Origin of the sequence: Actinomadura syzygii, from assembly GCF_008085905.1 — a bacterium.
Classification (GTDB): domain Bacteria; phylum Actinomycetota; class Actinomycetes; order Streptosporangiales; family Streptosporangiaceae; genus Spirillospora; species Spirillospora syzygii.
This window is the reverse complement of the sequence record NZ_VSFF01000015.1, coordinates 1-21,317: the sequence shown is the minus strand read 5'-3', so window position 1 is coordinate 21,317 and position 21,317 is coordinate 1. Positions and strand designations below refer to the sequence as shown.

General features: G+C 72.9%; 17 protein-coding genes and 1 rRNA gene. 13 read left to right on the top strand and 5 right to left on the bottom strand.

All coding sequences use genetic code 11. The features are described from left to right. Positions 1–27 precede the first annotated feature (27 nt). Positions 28–783 carry an IclR family transcriptional regulator gene (locus FXF65_RS35570; protein WP_148354481.1) on the top strand — a complete coding sequence of 252 codons (756 nt, stop codon included), beginning with the start codon at positions 28–30 and terminating at the stop codon, positions 781–783. Here the strand turns inward: FXF65_RS35570 and FXF65_RS35565 are convergent. The 4 genes from FXF65_RS35565 to FXF65_RS35550 form a co-directional block, all read right to left on the bottom strand. Continuing rightward, positions 780–3,545, bottom strand: coding sequence for an FAD-binding and (Fe-S)-binding domain-containing protein (locus FXF65_RS35565; protein ID WP_148354716.1), 2,766 nt, complete (start codon positions 3,543–3,545; stop codon positions 780–782). The genes FXF65_RS35570 and FXF65_RS35565 overlap by 4 nt on opposite strands. Before the next feature lie 141 nt (positions 3,546–3,686). Next, positions 3,687–4,670: a 2-dehydropantoate 2-reductase gene (locus FXF65_RS35560; protein WP_148354480.1), complete on the bottom strand. Its 984-nt coding sequence runs from the start codon at positions 4,668–4,670 to the stop codon at positions 3,687–3,689. A gap of 65 nt (positions 4,671–4,735) precedes the next feature. Next, the gene (locus FXF65_RS35555) at positions 4,736–5,584 is read right to left on the bottom strand and encodes a glutamate racemase (RefSeq protein ID WP_148354479.1); all 849 of its coding nucleotides are present in this window, start codon (positions 5,582–5,584) and stop codon (positions 4,736–4,738) included. A 63-nt stretch (positions 5,585–5,647) separates the two neighbouring features. Beyond that, on the bottom strand, positions 5,648–7,099 hold the full coding sequence (locus FXF65_RS35550) for an MFS transporter (protein WP_281288985.1): 1,452 nt from the start codon (positions 7,097–7,099) through the stop codon (positions 5,648–5,650). 105 nt (positions 7,100–7,204) lie between these two features. On the opposite strand from FXF65_RS35550, the gene FXF65_RS35545 reads away from it, so the two are divergent. From FXF65_RS35545 to FXF65_RS35495, 11 genes are all read left to right on the top strand, one after another. Then, positions 7,205–7,660 (top strand): MarR family winged helix-turn-helix transcriptional regulator, encoded by a 456-nt coding sequence (locus FXF65_RS35545; RefSeq protein ID WP_148354477.1) that lies wholly within the window; start codon positions 7,205–7,207, stop codon positions 7,658–7,660. Between the two features lie 255 nt (positions 7,661–7,915). Next, positions 7,916–9,085, top strand: coding sequence for an MFS transporter (locus FXF65_RS35540; protein ID WP_148354715.1), 1,170 nt, complete (start codon positions 7,916–7,918; stop codon positions 9,083–9,085). Positions 9,086–9,144: 59 nt separating this feature from the next. Beyond that, positions 9,145–12,831: a nitrate reductase subunit alpha gene (locus tag FXF65_RS35535; protein WP_222868905.1), complete on the top strand. Its 3,687-nt coding sequence runs from the start codon at positions 9,145–9,147 to the stop codon at positions 12,829–12,831. After that, a complete protein-coding gene (narH, locus tag FXF65_RS35530; protein WP_148354476.1) occupies positions 12,831–14,537 on the top strand; it encodes a nitrate reductase subunit beta in 1,707 nt (568 codons plus the stop codon). Before FXF65_RS35535 ends, narH begins: the two co-directional genes overlap by 1 nt. Further along, complete coding sequence (gene narJ, locus FXF65_RS35525; protein ID WP_246199331.1) at positions 14,534–15,277, top strand: nitrate reductase molybdenum cofactor assembly chaperone; 744 nt, start codon at positions 14,534–14,536, stop codon at positions 15,275–15,277. Before narH ends, narJ begins: the two co-directional genes overlap by 4 nt. Continuing rightward, entirely contained in the window at positions 15,274–15,996 is a 723-nt protein-coding gene (narI, locus tag FXF65_RS35520) for a respiratory nitrate reductase subunit gamma (RefSeq protein WP_148354475.1), read from the top strand. The genes narJ and narI overlap by 4 nt, the downstream gene beginning before the upstream one ends. Beyond that, on the top strand, positions 15,978–16,463 hold the full coding sequence (locus tag FXF65_RS35515; protein ID WP_222868904.1) for a hypothetical protein: 486 nt from the start codon (positions 15,978–15,980) through the stop codon (positions 16,461–16,463). Before narI ends, FXF65_RS35515 begins: the two co-directional genes overlap by 19 nt. Before the next feature lie 38 nt (positions 16,464–16,501). Then, positions 16,502–17,386 (top strand): Gfo/Idh/MocA family protein, encoded by an 885-nt coding sequence (locus FXF65_RS35510; protein ID WP_148354474.1) that lies wholly within the window; start codon positions 16,502–16,504, stop codon positions 17,384–17,386. Positions 17,387–17,428: 42 nt separating this feature from the next. Next, complete coding sequence (locus FXF65_RS35505) at positions 17,429–17,812, top strand: rhodanese-like domain-containing protein (protein WP_222868903.1); 384 nt, start codon at positions 17,429–17,431, stop codon at positions 17,810–17,812. 306 nt (positions 17,813–18,118) lie between these two features. Continuing rightward, positions 18,119–18,610, top strand: a complete 492-nt coding sequence (locus FXF65_RS35500; protein WP_148354472.1) for a metallophosphoesterase family protein — start codon at positions 18,119–18,121, stop codon at positions 18,608–18,610. Positions 18,611–18,633: 23 nt separating this feature from the next. Next, on the top strand, positions 18,634–19,587 hold the full coding sequence (locus FXF65_RS35495; protein ID WP_148354471.1) for an aminoglycoside phosphotransferase family protein: 954 nt from the start codon (positions 18,634–18,636) through the stop codon (positions 19,585–19,587). A 137-nt stretch (positions 19,588–19,724) separates the two neighbouring features. On the opposite strand, the gene FXF65_RS35490 is transcribed toward FXF65_RS35495, so the two are convergent. Beyond that, entirely contained in the window at positions 19,725–20,570 is an 846-nt protein-coding gene (locus FXF65_RS35490; RefSeq protein WP_148354470.1) for a patatin-like phospholipase family protein, read from the bottom strand. A 634-nt stretch (positions 20,571–21,204) separates the two neighbouring features. On the opposite strand from FXF65_RS35490, the gene FXF65_RS35485 reads away from it, so the two are divergent. Further along, positions 21,205–21,317 (top strand): 16S ribosomal RNA (locus FXF65_RS35485); the annotation flags it as partial.

Sequence of the window (21,317 nt, the reverse complement as noted above, 5' to 3'; positions counted from 1 at the left end):
CGTCCCGCGTGGTGGGACACTTCTTGCATGGCCGAATCCCCGCCGTCCGGCGGCACGTTCCTGCGCCGCGCCGTCGCGGTGCTCGCCGCCTTCCGCGCCGACGACGCCGACCTCGGCCCCGCCGAGCTGGCGCGCCGCAGCGGCCTGCCGAAGTCGACGGCGCACCGGATCGCGCTCGACCTCGTCGAGGCCGGGCTGCTGGAGCGGCGCGGGCCGCGGGTGCGGCTCGGGCTGAAGCTGTTCGAGATCGGGCAGCGGGTGCCGCGCCAGCGGGTGCTGCGGGACGCGGCCGTCCCGCACATGTCCGACCTGCGGGAGGCGACGCGGCAGACCGTCCACCTGGCGGTGCTGGAGGGCGCCGAGGTCGTCTACGTGGAGATCCTCGGCTCGGCGGGCGGGCCGCGGATGCCGTCCCAGGTGGGCGGGCGGCTGCCCGCGAACGTCACCGGCGTCGGCAAGGCGATCCTCGCGTTCTCCCCGCCGGACGTGGTGCGGTCCGTGCTGGAGGAGGGTCTCGCCAAGACCAGCGAGCGCAGCGTCACCGCGCCCGGCCTGCTCGCCCGGGAGCTGGAGCGGGTCCGGCGGGAGGGCGTCGCCTACGACCGGGAGGAGTCGGGGACCGGGATCGTCTGCGCGGCCAGTCCCGTCCTCGGCCCGGACGGGTACGCGCTCGGCGCCCTGTCGGTGTCGGGCTGGGCGACGACGATGCGGCTCGCGGTCGTCGCGCCCGCCGTCCACACGGCGGCGCTCACGCTGTCCCGCACGCTCGGCGGCGAACCCTAACCGGGCGGCAGATGCCGGGCGAGGAGCTCCGCGAGGTGCTCGCCGTCCCGTCCGGCCAGCTGGTGGAGCTGGGTGCGGCAGCTGAACCCGTCGGCGAGGACCGCGTCCCCGTCCCCGGCCTTGCGGACCGCCGGGAGCAACTGCTGCTCCGCGACCGCGACGGACACGTCGTGGTGTCCCTTCTCGACGCCGAAGTTCCCCGCGAGCCCGCAGCAGTTGCCGAGCCGGTCCAGCCGGGCGCCCGCCCGTTCCAGCAGGGCGGCGTCGGTGGCCCAGCCCATGACGGCGTGGTGGTGGCAGTGCGGCTGCGCGATGCCGGTGACGCCGGACAGGTCGGGCGGCGTCCAGTCGGCGGTCTCGGTGAGCAGCTCGGCGAGGGTGCGGGTGGCGGCGGCGACCTCGCGGGCGGCGGCCGCGTCCACGCCGCGCAGCAGCTCGGCGGTGTCGGAGCGCAGCACGCCCGTGCAGGACGGCTCCAGGCCCACGACCACCGCGCCGCGCCGGACGTGCGGGAGCAGCGCGCGGACGATCCGCCGCGCCTGCGCGCGGGCGCCGTCGAGCTGCCCAGTGGAGATCCACGTGATGCCGCAGCACACCGGCCGCTCGGTGACGGTGACGCGGTACCCGGCGTGTTCGAGCACCCGCACGGCGGCCATGCCGACGTCGGGGGAGAAAGCATCGGTGAACGTGTCGACGAACAGGACGACCTCGCCGTTGCGCCCCTCCCGGCTCTGATGGGACGCGAACCGGCGGCGGAACGTCCGCGGCGCGAACTTCGGGAGCGAGCGGCGCCGGTCGATACCCGCGCTCCAGGCGACCAGGGGCCGCAGGGCGCGGGCGCGCATCGCCGCGTTGGTCGGCCGGACCAGCGCGGGGACGCGCGCCATGAGCCGGGTCCAGCGCGGCAGCAGGCCGAGCGCGTAGTGGGCGCGGGGCCGGATCCTGCGGCGGTAGCGCTGGTACAGGGCCTCCGCCTTGTAGGACGCCATGTCGATGCCGGTCGGGCAGTCCGACGCGCACCCCTTGCACGACAGGCACAGGTCGAGCACGTCGTGCAGGGCGTCGGACTTCCAGGGGTCGGGGCCGAGCTTCCCGACCACCGCGTCCTGGAGGACGCGGGCGCGTGCGCGGGTGGAGTCCTTCTCCTCCCGCGTGGCCAGGAACGACGGGCACATCACGCCGCCCGCGCCGGTGTTGTCTGCCCGGCACTTGCCCACGCCCGTGCAGCGGTGCACGGCCCGGGACAGGTCGCCGCGGTCGTCCCGGTAGGCGAGGCCGAGGCCGCGGGTCAGCGGGACGGCCTCGGCGGGGCGCAGCCCCTCGTCCACCGCCGCCGGGCGGACGATGATGCCCGGGTTGAGCAGGTCGCCCGGGTCGAACACGTCCTTGACCGCCGAGCAGAGGGCCAGCGCCTCGGGGGAGTACATGTGCGGCAGCAGCTCGCTGCGGGCCCGCCCGTCGCCGTGCTCGCCGGACATCGTCCCGCCGTGCCGCGCCGCCAGCGCGGCCGCGTCGTTCAGGAAGCTCCGGAAGACCTGGGTGCCGTCGGGACGGGCGAACGGGAAGTCGATGCGGACGTGGATGCACCCGTCCCCGAAGTGCCCGTAGGGGACGCCGAACAGCTCGTACCGCCCCAGCAGCTCCTCGAACTCGCGCAGGTAGGCGCCGAGCCGCTCGGGCGGGACGGCCGCGTCCTCCCACCCGGCGTGCGCCTGCTCGCCGTCCGGGGTGCGCGCGACCAGGCCGGAGCCGTCCTCGCGGATCCGCCACAGCGCGTCGGCGAGCGCCATGTCCTCGACGAGCATGGAGTCGCCGCACCCGGAGTCGGCGACGACCTCGCGCGCCCTGGCGCGCAGCGCCGCGACGTCCGTCCCGGCGAGCTCAACGAGCATCCAGCCGGACCCGGCGGGCAGCGGCGGCACCGCGCCGGGGCCGCGCCGCTCGGCCACCACGCCGGTGATCCGCGCGTCGAGGCCCTCGCAGGCCACCGGGCCGTGCGGCAGGATCGCCGGGACCGCGTCCGCCGCCTCGGCCATCGACCCGTAGCCGAGGACGACCAGCACCCGGCACGCGGGCTCGCGCACCATCCGGATCCGCGCCGCGAGCGTCAGCGCGAGGGTCCCCTCGCTGCCGGTCAGCGCCCGCGCGACGTCGAAGCCGTTCTCGGGCAGGAGATGCTCCAGCGAGTAGCCGGACACCTGGCGGCCGAAGCGCCCGAACTCCGTCCTGACCACCGCCAGATGGTCGCCCACCAGGCTTTGCAGCCGGTCGAGCAGCGGGCTCGCGGCGCCGTCCGCGCCGGGGACGTCGCCGAGCCGCAGCCGCTCCCCGGAGCCCGCGACCACGTCGAGCCCGAGGACGTTGTCGCTGGTCCGCCCATATCCGAGCGCCCGCGACCCGCACGCGTTGTTGCCGATCATCCCGCCGAGCGTGGCGCGCGTCCGGGTGGACGGGTCGGGCCCGAACCGCAGCCCGTGCCGCGCCGCGATCTGGTGCAGCCGCGCCTGCACGATCCCCGGCTCCACCAGCGCCGTGCCCGCCTCGGGGTCGATCTCCAGCACCCGGTTGACGTGGCGGCCGACGTCCACGACCACGCCGGGGCCGACCGCGTTGCCCGCGATGGACGTCCCGCCGCCGCGCATCGTCAGCGGCACCCCGAACCGGCGGCACACGTCCAGCACGGCGGGCAGCTCGGCGGCCTCGCGCGGCGTCACGACCACCCGCGGCGGGACGCGGTACAGCGAGGCGTCCGCCGAGTACATGGAGCGGGCCAGCGCGGAGTCGTCGACCCGGCCCACCCCCGCCCGTCGCAGCGCGGCCACAAGATCGCCCTGGTCGGGCCGGTCGAGTCGGTCGGCCGGTTCGGCCGGGTCGGGTCCGTCGGTCACGCTGTCAACGTTAGGTCATTCGTCCGGGTACAGGCCGCGGACCCGCGCGTTCAGCCGGGCCAGGCCGAGCAGCGCGTCCACGGACGGCGTCGGGACGCCGACCGCGCGCCCGAGTTCGGTCACGGCGGCGACCAGCGCGTCCAGCTCGACGGGCCGCCCGGCCTCGGCGTCCTGGAGCATCGAGGTGCGGACCGCGCCGAGCCCGCGGCTGACCGCGTGCCGGTCCTCGGGGTCGGTGTCGATCGGCAGCCCGATCCGCGCGCCGACCTCGGCGGCCTCCCGCATGCAGGCGGTCGCGAACCCGCGGGCGAGCGGGTCGTCCAGGATGCGGTCCATGGTCGCGCCCGTGATCACCGACAGCGGGTTGAGGGTCATGTTGCCCCAGAGCTTGTACCAGACGGCCCGCTGGATCCGGTCGGCCGTCTCGACCTCGAACCCGGCGCGGCGCAGCGCCGCCGCCACCGGCTCGGCCCGCGCGGAGCCGCCCGCCGGGTCGCCCAGGATGACCCGCTCGCCCGCCGGGTGCCGGACGACGCCCGGCTCCGGGCACGACGCGGCCAGGTGCAGCACGGCCCCGACGACCTGGTCGGCGGGCAGCGACCGCGACAGCGTCCCGTCCGGGTCGGTCGCCTCCAGGCGGATGTCGTGGCCGAGGCCGTGGAAGAACCACCACGGCAGCCCGTTCATCGCGGGCACGATCACGGTGTCCGGCCCGATGACCCGGGCGATCGCCGGTGCGGCCGATAACAGCGCGGTCGTCTTGACCGCGACGACCACCACGTCCTGCGGGCCCAGCCCGGCGGGATCGTCGGTGGCGGTCAGCGGGATCGGGGCGGACGGCTCCCCGTCCGGCCCTTCGGCGAGCACCAGGCCGCCGCGCTCCCGGATCGCCGCCAGCGTCGCGCCCCGCGCGACGCCCGCGACCGGGACGCCGGACCGCGCGAGCCGCGCGGCGATCAGCCCGCCGACCGCGCCGAGCCCGAACACGCAGAACGTCACAGGGCCTCCCGAGTCACAGGGCCTCCCGAGTCACGGGGTTTCCCGAGTCACCGGGCCTCCCCGGGTCACAGGGGGTCTCCGACACCGTCCCCGGACGGCAGCGGCGCGTCCTGGCGCCGCGCGGACTCGGCCAGCAGCGCCTCGCGGGGCATTCGCGCGGCCGCGTCGAGGACGCGGCCCACCGGATAGGCGTGCGCGCTGTCCGGCAGCCGCCCCGGACGGCCGCTGAGCATCACGTCGACCGCGCCCTCGGGGCCGTCCGGCGCGGGTGTCAGGCCGAGGCGGCGGAGCGTCTGCCGGGCGACCGCCTCCGCGCTGTCGTAGAGGGTGGCGCCCGCGGGCAGCCGCCCCAGGATCTCCGCCGCGACCAGCGGATAGTGCGTGCACCCGAGGACGACGGCGTCGCAGTGCCGGGGGGTGCGCTCCGCCGCGTCCGCGATCGCGTCCGACGCGGCGGCGACGTCCCCGCGGTCGATCGCCTCGGCGAGGCCCGGGCAGGCGACCCGCTCGACCGGCTTGCCGCCGGCGAAGTCGGCGATCAGCCGGGTCTGGTAGGCGCTCGCCGTCGTCCGGACGGTCGCCCACACGGCGATGCTGCTGCCCGCCGCGGCCGCGGGCTTCACCGCGGGGACCGTCCCGACGACGGGCACGCGCGGCTCGAACTCGCTCCGGAGGGCGTCGATGGCGGTGACGGTGGCGGTGTTGCAGGGGACGACGATCGCGTCCGCGTCCCGCTCGAGCGCGGCGTGCGCGGCGGCGAACAGCCGCGCGGTGATGAACGACGTGCTGCGCGGCCCCCACGGCGCGCCGTCCGGGTCGAGGAGCAGGAGCAGGTCGAGATCCGGGACGAGGTGCCGCACCCAACCGGCGGTGGACAGCAGGCCGAGCCCGGAGTCGATCAATGCGACCTTCACGCCGATCAAGCTATCAAGCCGGGCAACCCGCCCGCCCGGACGCGCCGGTCAGGTGCGGGCGGGTCAGGTGCGGGCGGGCGCCTCGGCCTTCACGTCGCCGCCCGCGGCGGCGCGCCGCGCCTTCCCGCCGGGCAGGCCGAGCGTCACCAGGGCCCCGGCGAGCGCCCCCGCGCCCGCGATCAGCATCCCCGCGTGGAACCCGTTCTCGGACGGCAGCGCGTGCCCGCCGAGGTCGGTGGTCAGCTGCGCCAGGACGACGCCGACGACCGCCGCGGACACCGACGTCCCGACCGACCGCATGACGGTGTTGAAGCTGTTGGCGGCGCCCGTCTCCGACAGCGGCACGGCGCTCATGATCAGGGCGGGCATGGCGCCGTAGGCGAGCCCGACGCCCGCGTTGATGACGCAGGTGAGAGCGAGGACGCCCCACGTCGAGCCGAGCAGCCCGATCGACATGCCGTAGCCGAGCGCGATGACGAGGCTGCCCGCGCACAGCGTCACCTTCGGCCCGCGCGCCTGCGACAGCCGCGCGCCGAGCGGGGACACGGCCATCATCATGAGCCCGGCGGGCGCCATCCACATCCCGGCCGCGAGCATCGACTGGCCGAGCCCGTACCCGGTGGCCTTCGGGAGCTGGAGGAGCTGGATCACGATCAGCGACTGCGCGTACATCGCGAACCCGACCAGGACCGACGCCGCGTTCGTCAGCCCGACCTGCCGTCCGGCGGTGACGCGCAGGTCGACCAGCGGGTCGCCGGTGCGCAGCTCCCACCAGCCCCACACGAGCAGGACCGCGACGGCGGCGCCGAGCAGGCCGAGCGTCGTCCCGCTCGTCCACCCCCAGTCGGCGCCCTTGGACACGCCGAGCAGCAGGCACACGAGGCCCGCGCCGAGCCCGACCGCGCCCGGCACGTCGAACCGCCCGGCGGCCTGCCGCGGGACGGCGGGCACCATCCACCAGATCAGCGCGGCGATCAGCACGCTCAGCCCGGCCGCGCCCCAGAACAGCACCCGCCAGCTCGCGTTCTCGGCGACCGCCGCGGCCAGCGGCAGGCCGAGCGCGCCGCCGATGCCGAGCGAGGAGCTCATCAGCGCGATCGACGACCCGAGCCGCTCGGGCGGCAGCAGGTCCCGCATCGCGCTGATGCCGAGCGGGACGATCCCCATCCCCATGCCCTGGAGCCCGCGCCCGACGATCATCGGGGTGAGCGAGCCCGCGACCGCGCACAGCACCGAGCCCGCGATCAGCGGCACCGTGCAGGCGAGCAGCATGCGCCGCTTGCCGTGCAGGTCCGCCAGCCGCCCGGTGGAGGGGACGGCGACCGCGCCCGCGAGCAGCGTCGCCGTCACCGCCCACGAGGCGTTGGCCGCCGAGGTGTGCAGCAGTTCGGGCAGTTCGCCGATGAGCGGCACCACCAGCGTCTGCATGAGCGCGGCGACGACGCCGGCGACCGCCAGCACCGCCACGATCCCGCCGGGGCGTCCGGCCGCGGCGGCGTGCTTGGGGTGGTCCACGTGGTGTCTCCCGTCCTGTCCGCGGCGTCCGGCCGCAGGTGAGTGCATGTGCACGATACATACGATGTGCATTATGCACAAAGCGGAGGTGTACGATCGCGAAGGATGGACCGGCCCACGCACCTGATCGAGTACGAGACCATGCTGCTCGGCCGCTACACGCTGCGGGTCGCCTCGGGCGCGGCCGACGAGGCGGGCGGCCTGGAGCGCAGCGCCTACATCCTGCTGAGCCGGGTGCGCGCCGAGGGGCCGATGTCCATCCGCCAGCTCAGCGACGCCTTCGGGCTCGACCAGTCCACGCTCAACCGGCAGACGTCGGCGATGACGCGCGCCGGGCTGCTGGAGCGCATCCCCGACCCCGAGGGCGGCATCGCCCGCAAGTTCCGCATCACCCGCGACGGCGCCCGCCGCCTGGACGAGCACCGCGAGCACATCGTCGCCGGGCTCGACAAGGTCCTCGCCGGCTGGACGCCCGACGAGGTCGCCGCCTTCGCCGACTACCTCAAGCGGTTCAACATCGACATCGAACGGCTCTCCGGGCGCGCCTGGCCCCGTCCCTGATCACCTGGCCCCGTCCCTGATCACGGGGACCTGATCACGGGGACCGTTCCCGGGACGAAGGTCCCTATCCGCCGCCGCGCGGCTCCAGGAGGCTGAGAACCGCCGGAAGCCGATCATGGTTACCGGCGTGACCGGTGGGAACGTCCCCGGCACTACGCGGCGACGGTGGGGGCGGTGCTCGCGGTGACGAGAACACGGCAGGAGGCCGGGCCGGGGCGGACGGGCCCCGGAGGTCCCGGCGGCGACCGGCGGCCCATGGTCATGCTGGCCGTGGCGACGATCGGGTTCGCGGTGAACTTCTGGGCGTGGGCGCTGCTCAGCCCCCTCGGCCCCCGCTTCAAGGAGACCCTCGACCTGAGCTCGTTCGAGCAGGCGCTCCTGGTCGCGGTGCCCGTCGTGGTCGGCTCGGTGGGACGTATCCCGGTCGGCGCGCTGACCGACAGGTTCGGCGGGCGCGCCCTGTTCCCGGCGGTGTCCGCCATCACGATCGTGCCCGTGCTGTACCTCGGGCTCGCCGGGCACTCGTCCCTCGCGGCGCTGCTCGTGGGCGGGTTCTTCCTCGGCGTCGGCGGGACGGCGTTCGCGGTCGGGGTGCCGTTCGTCAACGCGTGGTTCCCGCCGGCGCGGCGCGGCTTCGCGATCGGGGTTTTCGGCATGGGCATGGGCGGCACGGCGATCAGCGCGCTGACGACGGTCCGGCTGGTGGACTCGCGGGGGATGGCGTTCCCGTTCGTCCTCACGGCGGTCCTGCTCGCGGCGTACGCGGTGGTGTCGTGGTTCGTCCTGCGGGAGGCGCCGGGCCGGACGCCGCCCGCCGAGCCGCTCGCGAAGCGGCTCGCCGAGACCGTCCGGCTGCCCGTCACATGGCAGGCGTCCGCGCTGTACGCGGTGGCGTTCGGCGGCTACGTCGCCTTCTCGGTCTACCTGCCCACCTACCTCAAGACCCAGTACGGGCTGTCGCAGTCGGACGCGGCGAACCGGATGGCCGGGTTCGTGCTGCTCGCCGTGGTGATGCGGCCGTTCGGCGGCTGGCTGTCGGACCGGATCGGCGCGGTGCGGGTGATGCTCGCCGCCCTGGTCGTGACGGCGGCGGGCGCGGTCGTCCAGGCGTTCGCGCCGCCGCTGGCGCCGCTCGGCACGATCGCGTTCCTCGCCATGGCGGCGGCGCTCGGCGCGGGCAGCGGCGCGACGTTCGCGCTGGTCGCGCGGATCGCCCCGGCGAACAGGGTCGGCGCGGTGACGGGCGTGGTCGGCGCCGCCGGCGGGCTCGGCGGGTTCCTCCCGCCGCTGGTGATGGGAACGATCTACGGGAGCCTCGGCTCCTACGCCCTCGGCCTCGCGCTGCTCGCGGTGGTGGCGGCGGCCGCGGCGGTCCTCACCGCCACGGTCGTGCGGCGCGCGGTCGAGGACCGGACGGGCGCCTAGCCCCGGCCGTCCGCCCCGGTGGCGGACCGCACGGCACGCACGAAGAAGGGATCCGAGGGTTGAGCTCGACGAAGCCAGGACTGGACGGCCCGCTGGAAGACGCGCTGGTGAGCACCCGCAGGTACTTCACCCGCGCCAGGGTCTCCCCGGACCTGCGGACGATGACCAAGACCGGCGGACGCCAGGCGGACGCCTTCTACCGGGACCGCTGGTCCCACGACAAGGTCGTGCGCTCCACGCACGGGGTGAACTGCACGGGCTCGTGCTCGTGGAAGGTGTACGTCAAGGACGGCATCATCACCTGGGAGGCGCAGCAGACCGACTACCCGTCGGTGGGCGCGGACCGTCCCGAGTACGAGCCGCGCGGCTGCCCGCGCGGCGCGTCTTTCTCCTGGTACACCTATTCGCCGACGCGCGTCCGCTACCCGTACGTGCGGGGCGTGCTGCTGGAGATGTACCGGGAGGCCAGGGCGCGGACGGGCGACCCGGTCCGGGCCTGGCGCGAGGTGGTCTCCGACCCGGAGAAGGCCCGCGCCTACAAGGCGGCGCGGGGACGCGGCGGCCTGGTGCGCGCGACGTGGGACGAGGCGACCGAGATGATCGCCGCCGCGCACGTCCACACGATCGCCGCGCACGGCCCCGACCGGATCGCCGGGTTCTCCCCGATCCCGGCGATGTCGATGGTGTCGCACGCGTCGGGCGCCCGGTTCATGTCCCTGATCGGCGGGACGATGCTGTCGTTCTACGACTGGTACGCCGACCTGCCGGTGGCGTCGCCGCAGGTGTTCGGCGACCAGACCGACGTGCCGGAGTCGGGCGACTGGTGGGACGCCGGATACCTGATCATGTGGGGCTCCAACCTGCCGGTGACGCGCACCCCGGACGCGCACTGGATGACCGAGGCGCGCTACCGCGGGCAGAAGGTCGTCGCCGTCTCGCCGGACTACGCCGACAACGTCAAGTTCGCCGACGAATGGCTCGCCGCGCAGCCCGGCACGGACGGCGCGCTGGCGATGGCGATGGGGCACGTCGTCCTCAAGGAGTTCTTCGTCGACCGGCAGGTCCCGTATTTCGTCGACTACGTCAAGCGGTACAGCGACCTGCCGTTCCTGGTGCGGCTGGAGAAGCGCGGCGACGTGTACGTCCCGGGCAAGTTCCTGACCGCCGCCGACCTGCCCGGCGCCGAAGCTCAATCGGAGAACGCGGCCTTCAAGACGGTCGTCCTGGACGCGGCGACCGGGCATCCGCTGGTGCCGAACGGGTCGCTCGGATTCCGCTACGGCGAGTCCGGCGAGGGCCGCTGGAATCTGGACCTCGGCGACGCCGACCCGCTGCTCTCCCTCCACGGCGGCGAAGCGGTGGAAGTGGAACTGGCGCGCTTCGACGCGCCCGACGGCTCGCCGGGGACGCTGCGCCGCGGCGTCCCCGTCCGGGAGGTCGGCGGCCACCCGGTCACGACCGTCTACGACCTGATGGTCGCCCAGTACGGCGTGCCGCGCGACGGCCTGCCGGGCGAATGGCCGTCCGGGTACGGCGACGCCTCGCAGCCCTGCACGCCCGCGTGGCAGGAGGGGATCACCGGCGTCCCCGCCCAGGCGGCCGAGCGGATCGGACGCGAGTTCGCCGCGAACGCCGAGGAGTCCCGCGGCCGCTCGATGATCATCATGGGCGCGGGCACGAACCACTGGTTCCACTCCGACACGATCTACCGGGCGTTCCTCGCGCTGACGACGCTGACCGGCTGCCAGGGCGTGAACGGCGGCGGCTGGGCCCACTACGTCGGGCAGGAGAAGTGCCGTCCGGTGACCGGATGGGCGCAGCTCGCGGGCGCCCTGGACTGGTCGCGCCCGCCCCGCCAGATGATCGGCACGGCGTTCTTCTACCTGCACACCGACCAGTTCCGCTACGACCAGTTCAGCGCCGGGACGCTGTCGGCCGCGAACGGCGGCGGGCGACTCGCCGGACGCTCCACCGCCGACGTCATCGCGCAGGCGGCGCGGCTCGGCTGGATGCCGTCCTATCCGACGTTCGACCGCAATCCCCTGGACCTCGCCGACGAGGCGGCGGCCGCCGGGAAGGACGTCCCGGCGCACATCGTCGACGAGCTGAAAGCCGGTCGGCTGAAATTCGCCTGCCAGGACCCGGACGCTCCCGAGAACTTCCCGCGCGTGCTGACGGTATGGCGGTCGAACCTGCTCGGTTCGTCCGCGAAAGGCGACGAGTATTTCCTCAAGCACCTGCTCGGCACGGACAATTCCGTCCGCGCTGAGGAGACGCCCGAAGCGCTCCGTCCCGAAGAGGTCGTCTGGCGGGACGAGGCGCCTGCCGGGAAACTCGACCTGCTCCTCTCACTCGACTTCCGGATGACGAGCACGACCATCTACTCCGACATCGTCCTGCCCGCCGCCACGTGGTACGAGAAGCACGACCTGAGCACGACGGACATGCATCCGTTCGTCCATTCGTTCAACCCGGCGATCGCGCCGCCGTGGCAGACCCGCAGCGACTGGCGCGCGTTCCAGGACATCGCGGAGGCTTTCAGCCGCCTCGCCGCCGACCACCTGGGCACCCGCACCGACGTCGTCGCCGCGCCGCTCCTGCACGACACGCCCGACGAGATGGCGACGCCGCACGGCCGCGTCCTGGACTGGGCGAAGGGCGAGTGCGAGCCGGTGCCCGGCGTGACGATGCCGAAGCTCGTGACGGTGGAGCGCGACTACCCGGCGGTCGCGGCGAAGCTGTCGGCGCTCGGCCCGCTGGCCGAGCGGCTCGGCGCGACGACCAAGGGCGTCACGTTCGACCTCGAACGCGCCGTCGAGATCCTGCGGAACAAGAACGGCGTCGTGCGCGGCGGCCCGGCGGACGGACGCCCGTCGCTGCGCCGCGACGTGCACGCCTGCGAGATGATCCTCACCCTGTCCGGGACGACGAACGGCCACCTCGCCGTCCAGGGGTTCCGCGCCCTGGAAAGACGCACCGGAGTCCCGCTCGCCGACCTCGCCTCCGAGCACGAGGGCACGCGGATCACGTTCGCCGACACCCAGGCCCGCCCGGTGCCGGTCATCGCGTCCCCGGAATGGTCGGGAGCGGAGAGCGAGGACCGCCGCTATTCGCCGTTCACCATCAACGTCGAACGGCTCAAGCCGTGGCACACCCTCACCGGGCGCCAGCATTTCTATCTCGACCACGACTGGATGGCGGAGCTAGGGGAGCAGCTCCCCACTTTCCGGCCGCCGCTGAACATGCACGCGCTCTTCGGTGAGCCTGAGCTCGGGGACACCGGGGAACTCGGGCTGACGGTCCGGTACCTCACCCCGCACAACAAATGGTCGATCCATTCCGAGTACCAGGACAACCTGTTCATGCTGTCGCTGTCGCGCGGCGGCCCGGTGATCTGGATGAGCGGCGCGGACGCGGCGAAGATCGGCGTCCGGGACAACGACTGGATCGAGGCGGTCAACCGCAACGGCGTCGTGGTCGCCCGCGCGATCGTCTCGCACCGCATGCCGGAGGGGACGGTGTACATGTACCACGCGCAGGACCGGCTGATCGACGTCCCGCGCGCCGAGACGTCCGGCCGCCGCGGCGGCGTGCACAACTCGCTGACCCGGCTGCTGGTCAAGCCGTCCCACCTGATCGGCGGGTACGCGCAGTTGTCGTTCGCGTTCAACTACCTCGGACCGACCGGCAACCAGCGCGACGAGGTCACCGTGATCCGCCGCCGCGCCCAGGAGGTGGAGTACTGATGCGCGTGATGGCCCAGATGGCGATGGTGATGAACCTCGACAAGTGCATCGGCTGCCACACGTGCTCGGTCACCTGCAAGCAGGCGTGGACGAACCGGTCCGGCGTCGAGTACGTGTGGTTCAACAACGTCGAGACCCGCCCCGGGCAGGGCTATCCGCGCCGGTACGAGGACCAGGAGCGCTGGCGCGGCGGCTGGACGCTCAACCGGCGCGGCCGCCTCGTCCTCAAGGGCGGCGGACGGTTCCGCAAGCTCCTCACGATCTTCTCCAACCCCAAGCTGCCCGGCATCGACGACTACTACGAGCCGTGGACCTACGACTACGAGACCCTCACCAACGCGCCGCTGCAGGAGCACACGCCGGTCGCCCGGCCGAAGTCGATGCTGTCCGGGAAGGACATGAAGATCACCTGGTCGGCGAACTGGGACGACGACCTCGGCGGCTCCATCGACCACGGCGACAAGGACGTCCTGCTCAAGCAGATCTCCGACAAGGTGAAGATGGAGTTCGACAAGACCTTCATGTTCTACCTGCCGCGGATCTGCGAGCACTGCCTCAACCCGTCGTGCGCGGCGTCGTGCCCGTCCGGCGCGATCTACAAGCGCACCGAGGACGGCATCGTCCTCGTCGACCAGGACCGCTGCCGCGGCTGGCGGATGTGCGTGTCCGGCTGCCCCTACAAGAAGGTCTACTTCAACCACCGCACCGGCAAGGCCGAGAAATGCACGTTCTGCTTCCCGCGAGTCGAGGTCGGCATTCCCACGGTGTGCTCGGAGACCTGCGTGGGACGGCTGCGCTACATCGGCCTCATGCTCTACGACGCCGACAAAGTGCTGGAGGCGGCGTCGACGCCCGATGACACGGGGCTTTATGAGGCGCAGCGCGAGGTGTTCCTCGACCCGAACGACCCGGAGGTCGTGGCCGCCGCCGAAAGGGAGGGAATTCCCCAGGACTGGATCGAGGCCGCGCAACGGTCCCCGATCCACGCGCTCATCAACACCTACAAGGTCGCGCTTCCGCTGCATCCCGAATACCGGACGATGCCGATGGTCTGGTACATCCCGCCGCTGTCGCCGGTCGTGGACGTCGTCCGCGACACCGGCCACGACGCCGAGAACGCGGGCAACCTCTTCGCCGCGATCGACGCACTGCGAATTCCGGTGGAGTATCTCGCTGAACTGTTCACCGCCGGGGACACCGCGCCGGTCGACGCCGTCCTGCAACGCCTGGCCGCCATGCGCGCCTACATGCGCGACATCAACATGGGCCGCGACCCCGACGAAGCCATTCCGGAGCGGGTGGGAATGTCCGGTGAGGCGATGTACGACATGTACCGGCTCCTCGCCCTCGCCAAGTACGACGAGCGCTACGTGATCCCCACCGCGCACGCGGAGCAGGCCCACGGCCTCGAAGAACTGGCCACCGACTGCCCGCTGAACTACGAGGGCGGCCCCGGCATGGGCGGCGCCGGGACGGGCGGCGGCTCCGGTCCGTTCGGGGAGTCGTCGGGCGGCGCCAACCCCATCGCGGTGGAGAACTTCCACATGCTGCGGCAGCGGCAGACCGCCGACAACCCGGTCGACCCGGCCGACAAGAGCAACCGCGTCAACCTGCTCAACTGGGACGGCAAGGGCGCCCCCGCCGGGCTCTTCCCGTCCCGCCCGGAAACGCCTCCGGAGGACACGGGATCGGAGCGCGAACAGTGAGGATCAAACCCGCGCGGAAACCGGAATTCACGGACGCCCAACTGGCCACTACCTGGCAGGCGGCATCGCTCCTTCTCGGTTATCCGGACGCCGAACTCATGGAGCAGCGCACGCTGCTGCGCCGGGCCGTTGAGAAAGCCCCCGAACCGGCTGGACGCCATTTGCGCGCATTCCTCGACCACCTCGACGCGACGCCCCTGCCCGAACTGGCCGCCGATTACGTCGCCACGTTCGACCACCGCAAACGCTGCTGCCTCTACCTGACCTACTACGCCTACGGCGACACGAGGAAACGCGGCATGGCGCTGCTCCGCTTCAAACAGACCTACGCCGCCGCCGGGCTCGACCTGGACGACGCCGAACTGCCCGACCACCTCGCCGTCGTCCTGGAATTCGCCGCCACAGGCGACCTCGCCCAGGGGCGCCGCCTCCTGCTCGAACACCGCGCCGGGCTGGAACTGCTCCGCCTCGCGCTCACCGAGTCCGCGTCGCCCTGGACGGCCGTCCTCGACGCCGTCACCGCGACCCTCCCGCCCCTGACCGGCCGCACCGAGGACGCCGTCGCCCGCCTCATCGCCCAGGGCCCGCCCGAAGAAGAGGTCGGCCTCGCGCCCTATGGAGGCGGGCCCGTCCTGCTGCCCGACCCGGTCATGGCCCCCGGCCCCGTCGCGCTGCCCGACCCGGTCGCGCTGCCCGACCCGGTTGCGCTGCCCGATCCGTCCGTGGAGGCCCGGTCATGATCGACGTCCTGCTGTGGGTCGCGCTGCCCTACGTCACGCTCGCCGTCTTCGTCCTCGGGCACGTCTGGCGGTACCGCTACGACAAGTTCGGCTGGACGACCCGCTCGTCCCAGCTCTACGAGAACCGCCTGCTGCGCGTCGGCAGCCCGCTGTTCCACTTCGGCATCCTGGTCGTGCTGCTCGGCCACGTCGGCGGCATCCTCATCCCGGAGAGCTGGACCAACGCCGTCGGGATCAGCGAGGACGCATACCACGTCATCGCCCTCGTGCTCGGCACCGTCGCGGGCGTCTGCACGCTGGCGGGCCTCGCCATCCTGATCTACCGGCGCCGCACGGTCGGCCCGGTGTTCTCCGTTACCACCCGCAACGACAAGCTCATGTACGTCGTCCTGACGCTGACGATCGTGCTCGGCCTGTCCGCCACAGTCGTCGCGAACCTGCTCGGCGGCGGCTACAACTATCGCGAGACCGTCTCGCCGTGGTTCCGGTCGATCTTCTACCTCCGTCCCGACCCGGACCTCATGTCGGGCGTCCCGATCCTGTTCCAGTTGCACGCGCTGAGCGCCCTCGCGCTGTTCTGCATCTGGCCTTTCACGCGGCTCGTGCACATGCTCACCGCGCCCGTCGGCTACCTCACCCGCCCCTACATCGTGTACCGCAGCCGCGACGTCCAACTCGGCATGCACCGGACGCCGAGGGGGTGGGAGCGCGTCCCCTGACCCCGGACGCGGGCCCGGCGGGACGGGCGGTAACGTCCCTGGAAAACCGTCCCCCGATCTTCGCCCCCGGAGGCTCCGTGCTCGCCGTCACCACCGCCGACCTGCGCATCTTCCTGCACGTGCTGGCCGCGACGATCTGGGTCGGCGGGCAGATCACGCTCGGCGCGCTGGTGCCGGCGCTGCGCGGATACGACGGCGTCGCCAAGGCCGCCGCCCGCCGCTTCAACACGATCGCCTGGCCCGCGTTCGCCGTCCTCGTCCTCACCGGCGTGTGGAACATCACCTCCGGCGACCTCACGGACGCCGCCCAGCGGACGCTCGAGGTGAAGCTCGTGTTCGTCCTGCTGTCGGGGGCGGGCGCGTTCCTGCACATGCGCGCCACGTCCAAGGCCGGGCTCGCCGCGTGGGGCGCGGTCGGCGCGGTGGGCGCCCTGGCCGCGCTGTTCTTCGGCGTCCAGCTCGGCTGAACGTCCCCGCGCGGACGGGAACGTCTAGTTTGTTCCTCATGAGCGATTCCCCCGTAGCGGTCGGTCTGGTCGGGGCGGGGCCGTGGGCCGGGATGGTGCACGCGCCCGCGCTGGCGGCGGGCCCCGGCACCCGGCTCGCGGGCGTGTGGGCGCGGCGGCCGGAGGCGTCCGCCGAGCTGGCCGCCCGGCACGGCGCGCCGTCCTTCGCCCGGATCGAGGAGCTGTTCGACGCCTGCGAGGCCGTGGCGTTCTCCGTTCCGCCGGACGTGCAGGCCGAGCTGGCGGCGCGGGCGGCCCGCGCGGGCAAGGCCGTCCTCCTGGAGAAGCCCCTCGCCATGGACCTCGCCGGGGCGCGGCTGCTGGCGGACGCCGTCGCCGAGTCGGGCGTCGCGTCCCGGATGGTGTTCACGCTGCGCTACTCCGCCGCGGCCCGCGCCTTCCTCGACCGCGCACGGGACCTGGACCCGTTCGGCGGCTACGGCTCGTTCGTCTCGTCCACCCTCGGCGGCGGGCCGTTCGCCACGCCCTGGCGGCTGGAGAAGGGCGCGCTGCTCGACCTCGGCCCGCACATGGTCGACCTCCTGGACGCCGCGCTCGGCCGGGTCGCCGGCGTCCGCGCGCACGGCGACCCGCTGGGCTGGGTCGGGCTGACGCTGGAGCACGAGAGCGGCGCGGTCAGCCAGGCGTCCGTGTCGATGGCGGGCGCGGGCGACCTCCCGCCCGCCCACGTCGAGGTGTACGGACGGCACGGGCACGCCCGGCTCGACTGGTCCGACCTGGGCGACGACGCGTTCGCGAGGATGGTCGCCGAGTTCGCCGCCGCCGTCCGCGACACGCCGGAGGACGGACCCCGGCTGGACGCCGCGCACGGCCTGCGCATTCAGGAGATCCTCGCCTCCGCGGAGACGCAGCTCACGCCCTGACGGGATTTCCGACCGGTTTAGTGGAATGTCATGCTGGACGCCATGGCTCGCACAATCAACGAGGTCCTCGCCGACGCCCGCGACCGGCTGACGCGCATCGACCCGACGCAGGCCCACGCGGAGACGCGCGACGGCGCCCTGCTCGTCGACATCCGCCCCGCGGCCCAGCGCGCGGACGAGGGCGAAGTGCCCGGCGCGCTCATCGTGGAGCGCAACGTCCTGGAATGGCGGTTCGACCCGGCGTCCGACGCGCGACTGCCCGAGGCCACCGGCCACGACCTGCGCGTCATCGTGCTCTGCTCGGAGGGCTACACGTCCAGCCTGGCCGCCGCGTCCCTCCAGGAGCTCGGGCTCACCCGCGCGACCGACGTCGTGGGCGGCTTCCGCGCCTGGCGGGCGGCGGGCCTGCCGACCGTCGGCGGCTGACGTCCGCCCAGGCTGCGCTGGAGACGGCCGGAACCCCGGGGCCGGTGCAAGGGAGTGATCATCCTCCTCGGGGTCCGGCCGTCCCCTCTGGCCCTCGCGGTGCTGGGTCGCCGTGTCGGAACGACCGGGGGCGTACGGCCGGGATCCGCTGGACGAACGCGAGGAGTTCCGAGCCTAACTCCGCAGGTCAGAACAATGTAATGACATCGGGCTTACAGTTGTTTCCCACTGGTGTCCGAGCCCTGCCGTGGCAAAATCACCCGCCCTCCCCGGGGTCGTTCACAGTCGTGCGCGACAATGGGACGGATGAGAGCGGTGGCCATCTCCGACACCCACGCCCCACGGCGCTGGAAGTCGTGCCCGCCGCGTGTCGCCGAGCACCTGCGGGACGCCGACGTGATCCTTCACGCGGGCGACGTGTGCACCGCCTCCGTCCTGGACGAGCTGACCGCGTTCGCGCCGGTGCACGCCGTCCTCGGCAACAACGACGGCCCCGACGTCGCCGCCTGGGGCGCGCCCGAACGCCTCGAACTCGACCTGGACGGCCTCGCCGTCGCGATGGTCCACGACAGCGGCCAGGCACGCGGCCGCACCGCCCGGCTGCGACGCTGGTTCCCCGCCGCCGACCTCGTCGTCTTCGGCCACTCCCACATCCCGCTGGACGAGACGGGCGACGGCGTCCGCATCTTCAACCCGGGCTCGCCGACCGACCGGCGCCGCCAGCCGCACGGCACGATCGGCCTCCTCGACATCCGCGACGGACGGCTCACCGCCGCGAAAATCGTTCCCGTCACCTGACCGCGGCACGCCACAATGCCCTGATGGACACCGTGACCGGCACCCGACTCCGCTGGGAGAGCACGCCCGCGCACGTCCGCGCCGGGGTCGAGGCGCTGCTGAAGGGCCGGGTCGTCGAGGCGGTCTCCCAGCCCGGCGGGTTCTCGCCCGGCGTCGCCGCCCGCCTCCTGCTGGACGACGGCCGCCGCGCCTTCGCCAAGTCCGTCGGCCCCGAACTGAACCCCGACTCGCCCGGCATCCACCGCGCCGAGGCCCGGATCGCCGCCGCGCTGCCCGCGTCCGCGCCCGTCCCGCGCCTGCTCGGCTCCCTCGACCACGACGGCTGGGTGACGCTCGTCTTCGAGGACGTCGACGGCCGCCACCCCCGCGAACCCTGGTCCGACGCCGACCTGAGCCGCGTCCTCGCCGCGCTCGGGGAGCTGGCGTCCGCCATGACCCCGTCGCCGGTCGACGCGCCGACCCTGGCCGAACGGTTCGGCGACGCCTTCCGCGGCTGGCGCGTCCTCTCCGCTTCCGCCGACCCCGGACGCGACCTCGCGAACCTCGACCCCTGGGCCCGGACGAACCTCGCCCGGCTCGCCGCCCTCGAATCCGAGTGGGAGGACGCCGCCGCCGGGACCACGCTCGCGCACGCCGACATCCGCGCCGACAACGTCCTGCTCACCGCCGACCGGGTCGTCGTCGTCGACTGGCCGTGGGCCTGCCTTGCCGCGCCGTGGTTCGACCTCCTCGCGATGCTGCCGAGCGTCCGCATGCAGGGCGGACCGCCGTCCGACGACGTCTTCACCGCCCACCCGCTCGGCCGGGACGCCGACGCCGAGGCCGTGACACGGGTCGTCGCCGCGCTTGCCGGCTTCTTCGTAGAACAGGGCCTGCGTCCGCCGCCCCCGGGCCTCCCCACACTGCGCGAATTCCAGCGCGCCCAGGGCGTCGAAGCCCTCGCCTGGCTACGCCGACGCCTAGAACGGCTTTCCTGAGCTATTGCTGCGTCGACGTCTCTCAATGCGAGTTGACGTCTCTCAATGCGAAACGCCGCGCAGTCCTAGCTCATGAACGGCCCTGCGCTTCGGCTGCTCAAGCCAGGCGAGCGAGCCTATGTGCGGGGTGTGGGGGCTTACGACCAGAACGCGGCGACCTTCTCGGCCAGCGCCTCGCCCTGCGCAAGCCCCGCCTCCGCCGTGGGGGTCCGGGTGGACGGCGACAGCGGATCCGTTCCGAACGCGGCCAGCGACGGCTCGTCCGGACTGATCACCTCGACCCGCCCGCCCTTCTCCGCCACCGCGGCGACGCCCGCGTCCAGCGCCGGATCGGGCAGCGGCGCGAGGAGCAGGACGCGCCCATGACCGGCGGCCAGGTCGAGGTTGGTCATCGTCCGCACCCCGCCGTCCATGTACCGGACGCCGTCGATCGTCACCGGCGGCCAGATCATCGGGACGGCGCTGCTCGCCGCCACCGCGTCCACCAGCCCGACCTTGGAATCGCGGTCGAAGACCCGCGGCTCGCCGGTCAGCGCGTTCACCGCCGTGACCCGCAGCGTCCGGGCCGGCCACTCGTGAACGGGCAGCCGCGCCTCGATCACCGCCAGCCGCTCCCGCTCCGGCACCGTCTCGGCCGCCAGCGCCCGCGCCCCGACCTGCTGACGAACGGCGGTCAGGTCACCGCCGTTCTCCTCCACGAGCCGAGCCAAGATCTCCATGATCTCAGCAGGGGTCATACCGCCGGACGGCACCAGTTCGCGGGTCTGCAACCCGGGGTCGGCCTGCCGGGCGAACATCTCGTCTACCGGCACGCCGGTCCCGACCTGCGCGGCCACCGTGGCTCCCGCCGAGGTGCCGAGCAGGAGGTCCGCGCCGGTGACGTCCGCTCCCGCACGCGCGAGCCCGGCGATGAGCCCGGTCAGCCAGGCGATGCCCACGACACCCCCGCCGCCGAGCACCAGGGCGCGTCCGTCGTCGCTCATGATCGATCCTTCCGTCGTGACGGAGAGAGCGTACGAGGACGCTGATCCATTCCCTTCTCCCAGGGCCACGGGCGCCGATTTGACGAGGTTGCCGAGTCCACGTATCTTGGCCGTTCGTCCCCAGCACGGATGCAGGACGCCTCATGGGCGGCCGACCGATCGGGGAAACCATGACCTCCCAAACGGACACGGCTTCGTCGTGTCCGTCGCGTCGTGGCATCGGAAAGGCTCGGTTTTGACAATCGGGCCGGATCTGATGAAATGGTTCCACCGCCGGAACGAAACCGCGCAAGCGGGTTCGGATCGGCGTGCCAGAAAAGGGCGGAATTGACAGTCCGCTTGGATCCGGTAAAGTAACACGAGTCGCCCCGGAAGCCGGAAAAGCGAAAGCCGATCCGACACGGTGGGTGTCCGTTTCTTGAGAACTCAACAGCGTGTTAAAAGCCAGTGCCTTTATACGGCCGGGCAGGGGATTTGTTCTCCTGGTTTGGCCACCCCGTAGCCACTCCTAGTTGGGGTGGCGGGGATTTCTTTGAGGCAATGCACGGCCCTCTACGAGGGGCCGTGTTCTTGCTGGGATTGTTTTCCAAGGTTTGGCCGTGTGGAGTTCGCCCTTCGCATGGTCGTGTTGACCTTAATGGAGAGTTTGATCCTGGCTCAGGACGAACGCTGGCGGCGTGCTTAACACATGCAAGTCGAGCGGAAAGGCCCCTTCGGGGGTACTCGAGCGGCGAACGGGTGAGTAAC

Coding starts and splice junctions, on each gene's coding strand:
- FXF65_RS35570 (WP_148354481.1), top strand. CDS start 28: ATGGCCGAATCCCCGCCGTCCGGCGGCACGTTCCTGCGCCGCGCCGTC.
- FXF65_RS35565 (WP_148354716.1), bottom strand. CDS start 3,545: ATGTACTCGGCGGACGCCTCGCTGTACCGCGTCCCGCCGCGGGTGGTC.
- FXF65_RS35545 (WP_148354477.1), top strand. CDS start 7,205: ATGGACCGGCCCACGCACCTGATCGAGTACGAGACCATGCTGCTCGGC.
- FXF65_RS35540 (WP_148354715.1), top strand. CDS start 7,916: ATGGTCATGCTGGCCGTGGCGACGATCGGGTTCGCGGTGAACTTCTGG.
- narH (WP_148354476.1), top strand. CDS start 12,831: ATGCGCGTGATGGCCCAGATGGCGATGGTGATGAACCTCGACAAGTGC.
- narI (WP_148354475.1), top strand. CDS start 15,274: ATGATCGACGTCCTGCTGTGGGTCGCGCTGCCCTACGTCACGCTCGCC.
- FXF65_RS35510 (WP_148354474.1), top strand. CDS start 16,502: ATGAGCGATTCCCCCGTAGCGGTCGGTCTGGTCGGGGCGGGGCCGTGG.
- FXF65_RS35505 (WP_222868903.1), top strand. CDS start 17,429: ATGGCTCGCACAATCAACGAGGTCCTCGCCGACGCCCGCGACCGGCTG.
- FXF65_RS35500 (WP_148354472.1), top strand. CDS start 18,119: ATGAGAGCGGTGGCCATCTCCGACACCCACGCCCCACGGCGCTGGAAG.
- FXF65_RS35495 (WP_148354471.1), top strand. CDS start 18,634: ATGGACACCGTGACCGGCACCCGACTCCGCTGGGAGAGCACGCCCGCG.
- FXF65_RS35490 (WP_148354470.1), bottom strand. CDS start 20,570: ATGAGCGACGACGGACGCGCCCTGGTGCTCGGCGGCGGGGGTGTCGTG.